This is a genomic window from Mycolicibacterium rhodesiae (genome assembly GCF_002086695.1).
Taxonomy (GTDB): Bacteria; Actinomycetota; Actinomycetes; order Mycobacteriales; family Mycobacteriaceae; genus Mycobacterium; species Mycobacterium rhodesiae.
On the sequence record NZ_MVIH01000011.1, the window covers coordinates 170,798 to 184,597 of the forward strand.

13 protein-coding genes are annotated in these 13,800 nt (G+C 67.9%); 4 read left to right on the forward strand and 9 right to left on the reverse strand.

The annotated features are described in order from the left end of the window. Window positions 1–41: 41 nt before the first annotated feature. Window positions 42–872 carry an SDR family oxidoreductase gene (locus tag BST42_RS21220; RefSeq protein ID WP_435406053.1) on the forward strand — a complete coding sequence of 277 codons (831 nt, stop codon included), beginning with the start codon at window positions 42–44 and terminating at the stop codon, window positions 870–872. Between the two features lie 3 nt (window positions 873–875). Here BST42_RS21220 and BST42_RS29155 read toward each other — a convergent pair whose 3' ends face one another. Genes BST42_RS29155 through BST42_RS21255 form a run of 6 tightly spaced genes read right to left on the reverse strand, consistent with a single transcriptional unit; the run spans window position 876 to window position 6,315 of the window. Continuing rightward, on the reverse strand, window positions 876–1,439 hold the full coding sequence (locus tag BST42_RS29155) for a hypothetical protein (RefSeq protein ID WP_110918703.1): 564 nt from the start codon (window positions 1,437–1,439) through the stop codon (window positions 876–878). A gap of 38 nt (window positions 1,440–1,477) precedes the next feature. Further along, window positions 1,478–2,404 carry an alpha/beta hydrolase gene (locus BST42_RS21235; RefSeq protein WP_083121293.1) on the reverse strand — a complete coding sequence of 309 codons (927 nt, stop codon included), beginning with the start codon at window positions 2,402–2,404 and terminating at the stop codon, window positions 1,478–1,480. A 2-nt stretch (window positions 2,405–2,406) separates the two neighbouring features. Then, window positions 2,407–3,885 carry a flavin-containing monooxygenase gene (locus tag BST42_RS21240; protein WP_083121294.1) on the reverse strand — a complete coding sequence of 493 codons (1,479 nt, stop codon included), beginning with the start codon at window positions 3,883–3,885 and terminating at the stop codon, window positions 2,407–2,409. Next, the gene (locus BST42_RS21245) at window positions 3,867–4,592 is read right to left on the reverse strand and encodes an SDR family NAD(P)-dependent oxidoreductase (RefSeq protein WP_083121295.1); all 726 of its coding nucleotides are present in this window, start codon (window positions 4,590–4,592) and stop codon (window positions 3,867–3,869) included. Before BST42_RS21245 ends, BST42_RS21240 begins: the two co-directional genes overlap by 19 nt. After that, a complete protein-coding gene (locus tag BST42_RS21250) occupies window positions 4,589–5,347 on the reverse strand; it encodes an HpcH/HpaI aldolase family protein (RefSeq protein ID WP_083121296.1) in 759 nt (252 codons plus the stop codon). The genes BST42_RS21245 and BST42_RS21250 overlap by 4 nt, the downstream gene beginning before the upstream one ends. Then, on the reverse strand, window positions 5,344–6,315 hold the full coding sequence (locus BST42_RS21255) for a zinc-binding dehydrogenase (protein WP_083121297.1): 972 nt from the start codon (window positions 6,313–6,315) through the stop codon (window positions 5,344–5,346). The genes BST42_RS21250 and BST42_RS21255 overlap by 4 nt, the downstream gene beginning before the upstream one ends. Before the next feature lie 86 nt (window positions 6,316–6,401). On the opposite strand from BST42_RS21255, the gene BST42_RS21260 reads away from it, so the two are divergent. Then, the gene (locus BST42_RS21260; protein ID WP_083121298.1) at window positions 6,402–7,250 is read left to right on the forward strand and encodes an SMP-30/gluconolactonase/LRE family protein; all 849 of its coding nucleotides are present in this window, start codon (window positions 6,402–6,404) and stop codon (window positions 7,248–7,250) included. 2 nt (window positions 7,251–7,252) lie between these two features. Further along, window positions 7,253–8,059 (forward strand): thioesterase family protein, encoded by an 807-nt coding sequence (locus BST42_RS21265; protein ID WP_083121299.1) that lies wholly within the window; start codon window positions 7,253–7,255, stop codon window positions 8,057–8,059. Between the two features lie 73 nt (window positions 8,060–8,132). Here the strand turns inward: BST42_RS21265 and BST42_RS21270 are convergent, their stop codons facing one another. Together BST42_RS21270 and BST42_RS21275 are read right to left on the reverse strand one after the other, a co-directional pair. Further along, window positions 8,133–9,485: an FAD-binding oxidoreductase gene (locus BST42_RS21270; RefSeq protein ID WP_083121300.1), complete on the reverse strand. Its 1,353-nt coding sequence runs from the start codon at window positions 9,483–9,485 to the stop codon at window positions 8,133–8,135. After that, entirely contained in the window at window positions 9,482–12,871 is a 3,390-nt protein-coding gene (locus tag BST42_RS21275; RefSeq protein ID WP_083121301.1) for a TM0106 family RecB-like putative nuclease, read from the reverse strand. Before BST42_RS21275 ends, BST42_RS21270 begins: the two co-directional genes overlap by 4 nt. A gap of 113 nt (window positions 12,872–12,984) precedes the next feature. Between BST42_RS21275 and BST42_RS21280 the strand changes: the two genes are divergently transcribed. Next, entirely contained in the window at window positions 12,985–13,380 is a 396-nt protein-coding gene (locus BST42_RS21280; protein ID WP_083121302.1) for a cupredoxin domain-containing protein, read from the forward strand. Window positions 13,381–13,391: 11 nt separating this feature from the next. Here BST42_RS21280 and BST42_RS21285 read toward each other — a convergent pair. Continuing rightward, a partial coding sequence (locus BST42_RS21285; protein ID WP_207569547.1) for an LppP/LprE family lipoprotein occupies window positions 13,392–13,800 on the reverse strand: 409 nt, incomplete at its 5' end.

The window sequence follows — 13,800 nt, forward strand, 5'->3', positions numbered from 1 at the left end:
GCTCGCGGAAAAAGAGAATGTAGTTCTCAGCGAGGAGGATGATGGCCGAGAAGCATTTGCTCGCCGACCGCACGCTGGTGGTGTCGGGCGGTAGCCGGGGTATCGGCCTGGCCATTGCGCGGGGCGCGGCCCGGCTCGGCGCCAACGTCGTCCTGCTGGCCAAAACGGCCGAGCCGCACCCGAAACTGCCGGGCACCGTGTACACCGCGGCTGCCGAGATCGAAGCGGCCGGCGGCAAGGCCATCGCCATCGTCGGCGACGTGCGCAGCGAAGAGGACGTCGCACGCGCCGTCGACGCCGCGGTGACGGAATTCGGCGGGGTCGACATCTGCGTCAACAACGCCAGCGCCATCGCCACCGATCCCACCGAAACGCTGTCGGCCAAGAAGTTCGATCTGATGCAGCAGATCAACATTCGCGGCACGTTCCTGTTGACCAAGGCATGTCTGCCGCATCTGCGCACATCGCCCAACGGCCACGTCGTCACCATCGCCCCGCCGCTGAACCTCAACCCGCACTGGATGGGCGCTCACCCGGCCTACACCTTGTCCAAATACGGGATGACGCTGCTGTCGCTGGGCTGGGCGGCCGAATATGCCGACACCGGAATCGGTTTCACCTGCCTGTGGCCGGAGACCTACATCGCGACCTCGGCGGTGGCCAACTCGGCGGACTTCGAGGATGCACTGGCATCCTCGCGCAGTCCCGAGATCATGGCCGATGCGGCTGTCGAGATCATCACGTCGCCGGGCTCGAAGGTCAACGGTGGCTGCCTGATCGACTCCGACGTTCTGCGTGCCGCCGGTGTCGAGGACCTGTCCCGCTACGGGGGCGGCGACAACCCGATCATCGACATCTTCGTCGACCGCTAGTGCTCAGCCGACCGGCAGCAGGTCGGGGTACTCGGTGCGAGCGCACTGGCCGTAACTGCGGAACACCTCGAAGGGGCCGACCGTCGAGTCCAGCCCGGCCGCGACAACGGCCTGCGTTTTGAACAGCCTTGCCGCAGCGCTCAGTTGGTGGTGGACCTCGGCTCCTCGGCGGCCCACGCTGGGCAGCCACGCATCACCCCACACGGTGACCTCGGTGCGTGCCGAGCGGACCGCGGCGGCCAGCGTGTCGCGGATCCGATCGTCCACCCCACACATCGCCCCTGCCAGCGCGAGCGCGGTCGGCGTGTCCGCGCCGTCGAACATGGCGCGCAGCGCGATGGGCCGGACGCCGAGGATGCGCAGAGCGGCGAGGTCGCCGGCGTGGGCGACCGCGACACGCACATCCCAACCGGCCATCACCCGGTCGAAAAGCCAGCCGCCGGCCGAGTCGACGACGTCGGCGACGTGGGCGCCGACGACATCGAGTTGGTAACGGGCCAGCCTGGGTGTCCGCTGACGCGACCTGGCCACCTCGTGCTGCCGGTCTCGGTGATCGAGTTCATGCACGCCACACAGCGTGACATTTCGACGCCAATCTGTAAAGGTCATGACGGGTCGAAGAACCGCCGGAGTGCCTCGGCCTGCATGTCCAGCAAAGTTTGAGTGACCTCCCAGTCCGGACACAGCGAGTCGAAACCGTGACAGGTACCGCCGAAGACGTGCAGATCGGTGCGGACGCCGAAACTCATCAGCCGGTCTGCGTAGTCCAGCGCCTCATCCCGCAGCGGATCCAGCTCCGAGCAGCTGATGAAGGTGCTTGCCGCCCCGACCATTTGATGGCTGCGCGCGGGGACTGCGACGGCGTCCGGTTCGGTCTCGAGGAGGTAGTGCCGCCACATCGCCTCGGCCGCGGCACCGTCGAAACCGGGCGTCGAGTCGAACTCCGCCTTCGACGCTGTGGGGCGGTCGTCGAGCACCGGCTGATGCAGCAGCACGCCGACGATCGGCGGAGTGTCTCCGGCGGCGGCCCGCTGCGCCAGACCCGCGGCCAGCGCCGCGCCCGCGCTGTTCCCCGCGAGCACCAGGCGGTCTCGGTCCAGCCCGAGGTCTGGCCCGACCGTCCAGGTCCACTGCAGCACAGTCATTGCGTCGTCCAGCGCGGCGGGGAAGGGGTGTTCGGGTGCCAACCGGTAGTCGACGGACACCACGGTGCAACCGGCCCGGCGGGCCAGTTCGACGCACTGTCGGTGATCGGTGTCGAGGTTGCCAAGCATGAATGCGCCTGCGTGGCAATAGATCACCGCGGGGGACGGAGGCCGAGCGCCGCGGTAGATGCGCACCGGAACTCCTGCGGCATCGTCGTCGACGATGTCGACGCCGGTCGTGTCGATCTGGGCGGCGGCCTCGGCGCGCCGTGCGTTGAGCGAGGCTCGTGCGGCAGCAAGAGTGTTGAGCGACAGGTCGGTGCGGACGGCGGCGAACGCGTGGAGTGCGGGATCCAGTCGGCGCAGAAGCTCGGGGTCCGGTTCCATGGCTAGGCGACCGGCGGGGTGAACGTGTAGTCGCGTGCGCGGAACCGGCGGGTCATGGCCCAGAACGCGCCTGCGCTGCGCGGCCACTGCGTTACCACCCGGCCGTTGGGAGCCCGGAAATAGTTGCTGCACTTTGTGACCCAGACAGTGCCTTCCATCCACCGATCGATGTCGGTCAAGAACGCCGACATGGTGTCGGGGCGCACCGCGACGTAGCGTCTCCCGGTGCGGCGCAGATGTTTCAGTGCCCGCACGATGTAGCGGGCCTGAGCCTCGAGCACGAAGATCACGCTGTTGGACCCGACGTTGGTGTTCGGCCCGTACAGCATGAAGAAGTTCGGGAAACCCGGAACGGCCATGCCCAGGTAGGCGAAGGCGCCGTCGCGCCAGGTGTCGTGCAGCGATCGGCCGTCGGCGCCGCGGACCTCGATCTGGCCCAGATAGTCGGTGGCGGCATACCCGGTGGCGCACAGCACCACATCGACGTCCAGTTCGGAGCCGTCCTCGGTGACCAGTGCGCGTGCCCGCAGTGAACGCGCCGGGCTGGACACCACCTCGACATGCGGTTGCGTCAGCGTCGACAGGTAGTCGGCGGCGAACACCAGCCGCTTGCAGCCCAGCGGGTGGTCCGGGGTGAGCTTGGCCCGCAGTTCCGGGTCGGCGACCGAGGATTCCAGGTACCGAAGCGAAATGTTCTTGAACTCATGCGTTTTGTCGCTGCCGTTCTCGATCACCGAGATATTGCGTTCACTGCGCAGCCACAGCCGGGTCCGGTAGAACTTCTTGGCGAACGGAATCCATCGGAAGACCCAGCGTTCCCGGTCGCTGTAGGGCCGGTCCGGCTTGGGCAGGATCCAGGTGGGGGAGCGCTGCACCGAGTACACCTTGTCGGCGACCTTGGCCACCTCCGGCAGCAGTTGCGATGCGGTGGACCCGGTGCCCAGCACGGCCACCCGGGCCCCGGTGAGGTCCACTGAGTGGTCCCAGCGCGCAGTGTGCATCAGCGTCCCGGTGAACGGCTCGTGCTCGGGCAACTCGGGCAACAGTGGGCGGGTGAACATCCCCACCGCCGAGACTACGATGTCGAAGGTGTGCTGGACACCGGCCGAATCGGTCAGGGTCCAGGTGTGAGTGTCCGAATCCCAGTGTGCCGAAGTAATTTCCGTGTTCAGTCTCAGGTGTGGGCGCAGGCCGTGGCGGTCGGCGGAGCGTTCGAAGTACTCCAGCAGTTCGGGCTGCCCGGGCCACATTCGGCTCCAGTGCGAGTTCAGGTCGAACGAGTACGAGTACAAGTGCGATTTCACATCGCACGCCAGGCCTGGATACGTGTTGATGCGCCAGGTGCCGCCGACGCCGTCTTCACGGTCGAAGATGGTGAAGTCCCGAAACCCGGCCCTGGACAGAAAGATTCCGAGTGCCAGACCGCCGGGGCCGGCACCGATGACACCGACCGAAAGGGCGGTCACCCGATCCGCAGGCACTGGCCACCGTCGACGACGAGCTCTGCTCCGGTGATGAACGATGCGTGCTCGGACACCAGAAACGCCACCGCATCCGCGACTTCCATCGGCTGGCCGAGCCGGCCGCTGTAGGACCGTTCGATCAGCCGCTGCCGCGCGGTGTCGTCGAGCATCGGCGTGTCGATCGGCCCGGGGAACACCGCGTTGACCCGGATGCCGTCACCGGCGAGTTCGGCTGCCGCGATCTGGGTGAGGCCGCGCAACGCCCATTTCGACGATCCGTACGCCGCATGGAACGGGAACGGCCGGATGGCGCCGGTGCTGCACGTGTTGACGATCGCCGCGCCCGCTGCCTCCCGGAGATGGGGGAGTGACGCCCTGATACCGAGAAACGGCCCCAAAGTATTGAAGCGCCAGCTGCGTTCGAAACCCTCCGCGGTTTCCACGGACAGTGACGCCCGGTGCAGCACACCGGCATTGTTCACCAGCGTGCTCAGCCCGCCGAAGCGCTCGACCACCTCGGCCACCGCCGCAGCCCACAGCTGCTCGGAGGTGACGTCCAACTCGACGGCGATCACTCCGGGATCATCGAGCGCCTCGATCTGGTTGCGCAGGTCGTCGATCAGCCGGTCGGCGGCGGCAACCTGGAAGCCGTCGGCCCGCAGCCGTCTCACCAGCGCCGCGCCCTGACCGCGTGCCGCGCCGGTGACCAGCGCTACCTTGGTCATGCGCGGCCCTGCGCCTCGGCGAGGTGCGCGATCGCCCCGCGCCGCAGGGCTTGGGACTCCGGGGCCAAGGTGATCAGCTGAAAGCCCAACGCGGCCAGTTCCTTTCCTGTGATTCCATCACCGGCGTGGATGCCCGCCACGATGCCTGCCGCTGCCGCGGCCTGCTGTACGCGGACGATCGCATCCCTCACCTTCGGCCGGCTGGCCGCCTTGACCACCTCGTCGCCAAGGGAGATCGCGAGGTCCGCGGGACCGACGTAGACGCCGGCCAGTCCGGGGACCGCACAGATCTCGTCGACCGCGTCCAGGCCGGCTGCGGTCTCGATCATCGCGAAGACGTTCACCCGATCGGCCAGCGCAGCGGGGTCGATGCCCAGGCTGGCCCGCAGCGGACCGAAGCTTCGGATGCCTGTGGGCGCGTAGCGGGTTGCGGCGATCGCCTCGGCGGCCTGTTCGGGACGGTCGACCATTGCGACGATGATCGCGTCGGCGCCGGCGTCGAGTACGCGTCCGATCGGTGCGGCAGCAGCCGCCGAGGGCAGTCGGACTGCGGTGGCGATCGGGAGGTGCTCCATGCGGCGCAGGACCTGCGCCACGTCGGCGTCGTCGAGGTAGCCGTGTTGGATGTCGAAACCCACGTAGTCGTAGCCGGCGTGTGCGAATTCGTCCGGACCGAGGAAGGTGGGACCGGTGATCCAGCCACCCCACACCTGCGGTTTGTCGGCCAGCGCCTGCTGCAGTCTGCTGTCGCTCATGAGGCCACGATCGAGATCTTGACCCGTCCCGGGGTTGGGCGGCAGGCGAACTCGAACGCCTCCTGCACGTCGGTGACGTCGAAGGTCTGCGTGACGTAGCTGCTCAACAGGTCGGGATGCTTGCGGGCGAACGCGTCCGCGGCGTCGAGGACTCGGCGGCGGTCCAGTGTGACACCGGATTTCAGCGTGAGGTTGTTACGCAACATGGTGCGCATGCTGATCGGATAGCTGTCGTCGTCGGGCACACCGAAATAGAACACGGTGCCACCGAAGCCGGCCGCTTCGACCGCGTTGTTGAGGGTGGCGACCTGATGCCCGACGGCTTCGATGACGATCTCGGGTTTGTCGTGCGGTGCCAGGTGCGCCACCCAGCGGTCGCTGGTGGACCGCACCACGGTGTCCACACCGAATGTCGCGCCGACGTCGTCGCGGTAGATGGGGTCGACCCCCGTGACGTGCGTGGCGCCTGCGGCTTTGGCCGCAAAGGAGAACAACAACCCGATCGATCCCTGGCCGATCACCGCCACCCGCTTGCCCTCCAGCGGCGGAAGTTGTTCGAGCGCATACAGAATGCAGGCCAGCGGCTGCAGGCCGACCGCGTGCGCCGGGCTGAGCTCAGGGTCGTAGGGGGCCAGTCCGTTACCGTCGGAGATCACGAATTCCATCAGGCCGTCGAAGCCGGATGCCCAGCCGACGACACGGTCACCGGGACGGTGGTCGGGGTGGGTGCTGGCCAGGACCTCGCCGACGATCTCGTGAACCGGGAAGCCCGCCATCTCAGCGGCGAGCGCTCCGGTGTCGCCGGGCAGGCGGCCCTGCACGCCCTTGAAACCGGGGATGTCGCTGCCGCAGATACCGGCGGCCAGGAACTTCAACAACACCTGTCCGTCGCGCAGACGGTCATGCGGCGGGTCGGGCACCGTGACCCGTTCGAACGTGTACGGCGCGACAAGCCGATAACACCACACGAGCTCAGGCCTCCGATAACGCGTGGGTCGCTGACAGTGCCACGTACGGAGCGTGACATTTGTACGATGTTTTGTAAAGGTAGGGCATGACCGTTCTCGGCTCCTTGTCTCGCGCTCAGCTTGCCAGCGGATTCTGCTTCGGTGAAGGCCCACGCTGGTTTGAGGGCCTGTTATGGCTCTCGGACATGCTCGGCGGCGCCGTGCACACGATCAGCATCGACGGATCGGTGACCACGGTGGAGCTGCCCGGACACGCGCCGGCCGGTCTGGGGTTCCGTCCCGACGGCACGCTGTTGATCGTGTCCACCGAACGCCGGCTGGTGCTGGGCTATGACGGGGAAGCCGTCACCGAGATCGCCGACCTGTCCGAGATCGCACCCGCCGGCCTCGGCGACATGGTGGTCGACGCGCACGGCCGGGCCTATATCGGATCGCAAGCCCGCGAGGGGGGCATCATTGTGCGGCTCGATGTCGACAACGCGGTGACCGTGGTGGCCGGTGATCTCGACTTTCCCAACGGGATGGCAATCACGCCGGACGGCGGCACGCTGATCGTCGCCGAATCGATCGGGCGGCGGTTGACCGCCTATGACATCGGCGCAGACGGGTCCCTGTCGGGGCGCCGGGTCTTCGCCGACGGCCTCGACGGTCCGCCGGACGGGATCGCCGTGGACGAGGACGGCGGGGTGTGGACATCGATGACGCTGGCGCATCAGTTCGAGCGGGTGGTGGCCGGTGGTGCGGTCACCGATCGCATCGACATCGGCGACCGTGCGGCCATCGCCTGCATGCTCGGCGGCCCGGACCGGCGCACCCTGTTCCTGGTGTCGGCTCCCGACGCCTATCCGCAGCGGCTCGTCGGCACCCGCGGCTCGTGCGTTGAGATGGTCAGGGTCGAGATCTCCGGTGCGGGCTTTCCGTCGATCGAAAGGTGACCATGACCGACAGCTACTACGAACTCGTCGACCCCGACGATCCCCGCGGGGAGAAGTTCCGGGCCACCGACTTGGTTCGCAGCACGTGGACGTCGCACATCCAGCACGGCGGCCCGGTGTCGGCACTGTTGGTCCGCGCCTTGCAGCGTTGTCGGCGCCGCGACGACACCCGGCTCAGCCGCGTGGCCGTGGATCTGCTGGGCCCGGTTCCCGCCGACGGTGATCTCTGGATGACCGCGACCGTCGAACGCGGCGGCAAACAAATCGAATTGGTGTCGGCGCAGATGCTCGCCATGGGTCCGGACGGGCAGCCTCGCCCGGTCGCCCGCGCCAGCGGGTGGCGGATGCTGACGCTGGACACCGAAGCGCTGGTGTCGGCGCCGGTCGCACCGCTGTCACCGCGCTCGGCGGGCGTGAACCGCAACCTCGCCGACAATTTCGACCGCAATTACGTGCACAGCCTGGAGTGGCTGTGGCTGACCGACCACATGGCACCGGGTCCCGGGGAATCGTGGCTGCGGCCGCAGGTCGATCTGGTGGCGGGCGAGGAGATCACTGCGCTGGAACGGTTGTTCGCGGTCGCCGACTGCGCCAATGGAATCGGCTCGAAGATCGACATCAGGAAGTACACGTTCCTCAACACCGATCTGGTGGTGCATCTGCACCGGGTTCCGGCCGGTGACTGGACGGGTATTCGCGCCGAGACGATGTACGGCCCTGACGGCGTGGGCACGACGGTCGGCACCCTGTTCGACGACGACGGTGCTGTCGGCGTCATCGCGCAGTCGGTACTGGTGCGGCCGCGGTAGCTCCGCTCGGCGAGAGTAACGCCAGGGCGCGAAGAGCCGAGTCTTCTCGCCCTGACGTTACTGTCGAGCCGGCTCAGTCGAACAGCACCGCCGGATTCAGGTAGCCCGTCGGGTCGAAGGCGGCCTTGATCGTGCGCATCGCGGCGATGTCCTCCTCAGAGCGCGCCATCGACAGATATGCACGCTTGCGACTGCCCACACCGTGCTCGGAGCTGACGTTCCCGCCATGGGCGGCAATCAAATTCATCATCGCGGCGTAGAGGTGGGCTTCCTGTTCGGCGCCGCAGCGCAGCACGTTCAGGTGCAGATTGCCTTCCCCGATATGACCGAAAAGTACCGGGATCGCGTCGGGCGCATGCTCGGCGACCAGCGCGGTGGAGTCCGCAGCGAATGACGGGATCGCCGACAGTGGTAGGGAGACATCGAATTTCAGCGGAGGACCGAACAGTCCGACCACCTCGGCCGTGGACTCCCGGACCTGCCAGAGCCGCTGCTGGGCGGTGCTGTCGACGCCGACGGCCGGCTCGCCGTAGAGCTCGGCATCCTCCAGTGCATGGGCCAGGCGCTCGGTCAGATCGGTCTCCCCGGCCAGCTCGATCAGCAGCAGCCAAGCACCGGTGGTCGGCACCGGTACGTCGAGGTGCTCGGCGGCCAGAGTCGCCGCCCGCCCGTCGATGAGTTCAAGGGCCGCAATCGATTCGGTGTCACGCAGCCCGCGGCCCACGCCTACCAACGCGTCCAGGTCGCGAAATCCGCACACCGCCGTCACACGATGCGGGGGCGCCGGGTGCAGCCGAAGATCCAACGCCGTGATGACGCCCAGAGTGCCCTCGGCGCCGATGAACAGTGAGGCCAGGTCGTAGCCGGTGTTGTCGGCCCGCACCTGACTGTGCCGGTGCACCACAGATCCGTCGGGCAGCGCTATGTCCAGACCGAGCACCTGTTCGCCCATGTTGCCGTAGCGGACGGTGCGCAGGCCGCCAGCGTTGGTGGATGCCATTCCGCCGACGGTGGCCGAATCCCGTGCGGCGAGATCGACGCCGAACAGCAGTCCGGCCGCGGCCGCGGCACGCTGGACGGCCGCCGCGGTCACGCCTGCACCCACGTGGACCCGCCGCTCGACGACGTCGACATCGCCGATCTGCGTGAGCCGTTCAGTGGACAGCAACACGTCGTCGTGCTCGGGGACGGTTCCCGCCACCAGCGACGTGCGGCCACCTTGGATCGTCACGCACACCCCGGACTCGCGGCACTCGCGCAGCACCGCGGCGACCTCGTCGGCCGAGCCGGGCCGAACCAGCGCGCCGGCCTTGCCGCGATACCGCCCGGTGTGGTCGACGCTGCGGCCATCCAGGACATCAGCGTCGGTGACGACGTGCGCCTCACCCACGATGGCCCGGAGCCGTTCGGCCAGCGAAGAACTCATGCGGTGGGTTTACCACACATGGCCAGGAATGCCCCCAACTCCACCAACCCCGCCGGGGTGGATGGCAGATAGTCGGTGAGCATCGCCGAACGCACGATCACCGCCGCATACTTGGCCCGGCTCACCGCGACGTTGAGCCGATTGCGGTTGAGCAGGAACGAAATTCCGCGTGGCACCTCGGCGATCGAGGAGGCCACCAGCGACACGAACACCACCGGGGCTTGGCGCCCCTGGAACTTGTCCACCGTGCCGGCCTGGACGTCGGACAGCCCGGCCGCGTCGAGCAACCGCCGCAACAGCACCACCTGCGCGTTGTACGGGGTCACGATCAGCACATCGGCGGCGGTCAGCGGCCGAGTGCCGTCCTCATCGGTCCACGCCGAACCGAGCATGGAAAGGATCGCCGCGACGATCGCCTCGGCCTCTTCGCGGCTGTCCGTCGAGTTGCCGTCGTGGTCGACCGTCAGTACCTGCACCCCCGGCTGGACGCCGTCGAGGTGGCGGGCCGCGGTGCGCTCCTCGACCGAGTGCAGCCGGTTGTCGTAGGACAGCCGCGACACCGCCGCGCACACTGCCGGATGCATTCGGTAGGAGCGGTCCAGGAAGTAACCGAGCTCCTCAGGAAGGGTGTGCTGGCCGTCGACCAGCCAGCCCAGCGCCGAGGCGTCCACCGGTTCGGGGTGGGTGCCCTGGCTGACCTGGGGGAGCTGCTGGGGATCGCCGAGCAGCAGCAGGTTGGTCGCGGATTGCGCGACGGCGATGGTGTTGGCCAGGCAGAACTGGCCGGCCTCCTCGATGACCAGCAGGTCCAGGCTGGCCGGGGGTACCCGCGACGAGTTCGCGAAATCCCATGCCGTGCCGCCGATCACGCAGCCGTCGTTGCCGGTGATGAACGCGGGATAGGTCTTCTCGTCGATATCGGTCCACGGCCCGGTGCCGCTGGGCTTCTTGGCGACCAGAATCGGGTCGACGCCGGCGCCGATGATGTCGCGAAACAGGTTCTCCACCACGGCATGTGACTGCGCGACGACGCCGACGCGCCAGCGGTGCTCGTTGACCAGGGCCGCGATGACCCGGGCAGCGGTGTGCGTCTTGCCGGTGCCGGGCGGCCCGTGCACCGCCACGTACGACGAATCCAGTGCCAGCAGCGCAGCGGTGATGTTCGCCACGCAGTCCTCTGTGCGGGGCAGCGGTCCACCGGTGCGGGGTGGGCGTCGCAGCAGGATGTCGACGACAGCTGACTGCGGCAGGGCGGGCAGTCCGGCGGCGACCTGGGCGGCTGCCGCATCGATCGATTCGCGCAACGCTTTCGTCGGAAACGGCGGACCGGGGGTCAGCGCGAACGGGACGGCGTCGAATACCCCGCCGCTCTTGGGTTCTCGTTCCATCACCAGCACCTCGGTCGGTGCGGCGGGGTCGTCGCACCCGAGCACGATGACCGAGGAGTATGCCCGCCGCTCCGGGTCGTCGGACAAACCGGCCGGGGTGGGTGGCTGGTACATCGCGTACATGTCGCGGTCGAGCTCGCCGGCCGCGATCGAGCCGGTCAGCGCCAGCCGCCGCTGCTGTTTACGGGCTCGCGGCGGCACGTTCCACGCCGTGTCGACGGTCACGTCCTCGGCCAGGAAAACACCAGGGGTATCGGACCATTCGTCGACGGGACTGTTCAGTCGGTCGAAATGTCCCCACCAGAACGGCTTGTCCTCGCGGCGGTGATACCCGCGGGCCGCGGCGATCATCGCCACCGCCCGCTGCTCGGGACTGCGCGCGGTGACGTCGTCCCCGGCGAACGCGCCCAGTGCGCGGGACAGCTCATCGTCGAGGTCGACCTCTCCGCCGTCGATCACCGGCTGTGCGCCCAGCGGTGGCACCCCGGCCTCAAAGGCGCGCTGCAGCAACCAGTCCCGCAGTATGCGGGTGGATCGGCAGTCGTAGAGGTTGTAGTCCTCGATCTGCTTGAGTACGGTCGCGGCCTCGTCCGCATGGCCGTCGGCGAGCAGTTCGCAGTAGCGCGCGTACTCGGTGATCGAGTCGGTGGCGGTGGTGACGTCGCCGGCCCGCAGCTCGGCACCCATGTACAGCGGCTCGAGCGACTTCAGGCTGTAGTTCTCGGTGCCGACCCGGATGCTCTTGCGCACCAAGGGGTATAGGTCCACCAGAACACCGTTGCGCAGCAGGTCGTCGACTTCGTTCTCGCCCTCGCCGTAGCGTCCGGCCAGTCGTAACAAGGCTGTCCGTTCGTACGCCGCGTAGTGGTAGATGTGCATCTTCGGGTATCGCTTGCGGCGCTTGCGCACCATGTCCAGGAAAGCCTTGAGCGCCTTGCGTTCTTCGCGGCGGTTGTGGGCCCACAGCGGCCGGAAATCCCCGCCCGCTCCGAGCACACCGAACATGTACTCCAAACCCCAGTCGGCGCCGTCGGCCGTCCACAGCGGGTCGCCCTCGAAATCGAAGAACAGGTCACCCTTGTCCGGATCCGGCAGCAGCATCAGCGGCTGTGGGTCGGCGACCTCGAACGGCGGTTTGCCGCTCACCCGCGGGGCGATCTGCAGCCGGGCCTGGCCTTTCAGCGTGTCGACCATCCGGGCCGGCAGCTCCGGCACCGGGCCGTCGTGCTCGGCCAGCTGGTGCAATGTGGTGATGCCGGCCTCGAGCAGACGCGCGCGCTGGCTGACCCGGATACCCGCGACCAGCAACAGGTCGTCGGACTCGCGGACCTGTGTCTCGCACTCGGGGCAGCGCATGCACGCCCGCACGGTCTCGTCAGACCAGCTGACCGCGGCATCCCCGGCGAGGTGGCGATCCAGCAGCCCCTGCAGCGCGGCGCGGCGGGAACGGTAGACCGGCAGAAGTTCGTCGACGCGGTAGGAGGTCGTCGAACCGTTGCCCAGGACCAGCTCCACCTCGTCGTGGACGGGAACGCCGGCCGCCGCGAGTGTCTCGGCGTACGCGGCCAGCTGCAGCAGCGCCTCGACCTTCACCGACCGCGCGAGCTTGGTGTCACGCAACCGGTAGCGGTCACCGTCGAGCACCAGGAAGTCGGCGAATCCGACGAAACGGCCGTCGAACATCGCGGCCTGGTAGATGACGGGCGCGCGCCGCTCCACCGCGCGCAGGGTGGCCTCGGCCGCGGCGGTCAGCCCGGCGACGGAGTAGGACGGCCTGCCGATGACGGCGACGTCGGCCAATGAACGCAGCTCGTCGAGATGACGCTGCTCGTGCTGGTCACCGAGCTCCGCGGTCCGTGCCAGCAGCTCGTCCTCGCCCGACACGGCGGGTCCGCGGCCGAGCTTGGCGTCGAAGGCGCGCAGCAGGGCGTACTCGCATCGCGCGGCGGCGGCGAGGTCGGAGGCGCTGTAGACGACCCGGTCGTCGGCGACGAACACAGACCCACTGTAGGCGTGGGATCCGACATGCCGAGACGGCCGGACGCTAACTATGAGCATTCTCGGACCGTGTTGTGCGGGAGGCTCGTACCATACCGGTGGGAGGAAAAGTCATGGGGCGCATAGCTATGTTGGTGTCGTCATCCCTGCTTGCCGCTGCGATGCTGAGCGGGTGTGGCGGAGGCGGCACGCAGGCGTCGCCGCAGTCCGTTGCGCCGCTGACGCCATTGCCGGTGTCGGCGAGTGCCTCCCCGGCCGCCGGAAGCGAGATCGTCATCTCGAATATGAGCTACACGGTGCCGCCGTCGGTCAAACCGGGTCAACAATTGACGATCGTCAACGACGACTCCGCGAATCACACCGTCACAGCCGACGCGAACAATCTGTTCGACGTCCGGATCTCGGGTGGTGGCGGCAAAGAGACTCTGACGGCCCCGACGACGCCGGGCACCTATCCGTTCCACTGCAAGTACCACGCCAACATGCAAGGCGTCCTGACCGTCGCGTAGGCGGGGACACGTCAGCCGTTGCCGATCAGCTCCACTCCATTGCCGTTCCAGCGGAATTTCACCACGCTCTGCATGCCCAAGCCGTTGACGTAGGACAGTGCGACGGTGTCGCCGGTGCTCTGCGTGGTGTCGACGCCGTTGAAGCCGTAAGTGTCGGGCACCCCGGTCGGGATGAACTTGCCGAGATGGAACATCACCGCGCGGGTGTTGGGATTGGCGGCGTTGGTGTTGGCCTTGATGATGATGGCGGACAGTTGCGCGCACTCGTTGTAGTTGCCGGCGATCGGGACCGGGTACCAGCCCTGGTTGCTGTTCGGGTCGCGGGGGAGTTCGGAGACGGTCTGTGCGATGGCCGGCGCCGCCAGATTCACGGCGCACGGGTCCGGCGGCGGCGTTGTGGTCGTCGGGGGTGGTGGGGGC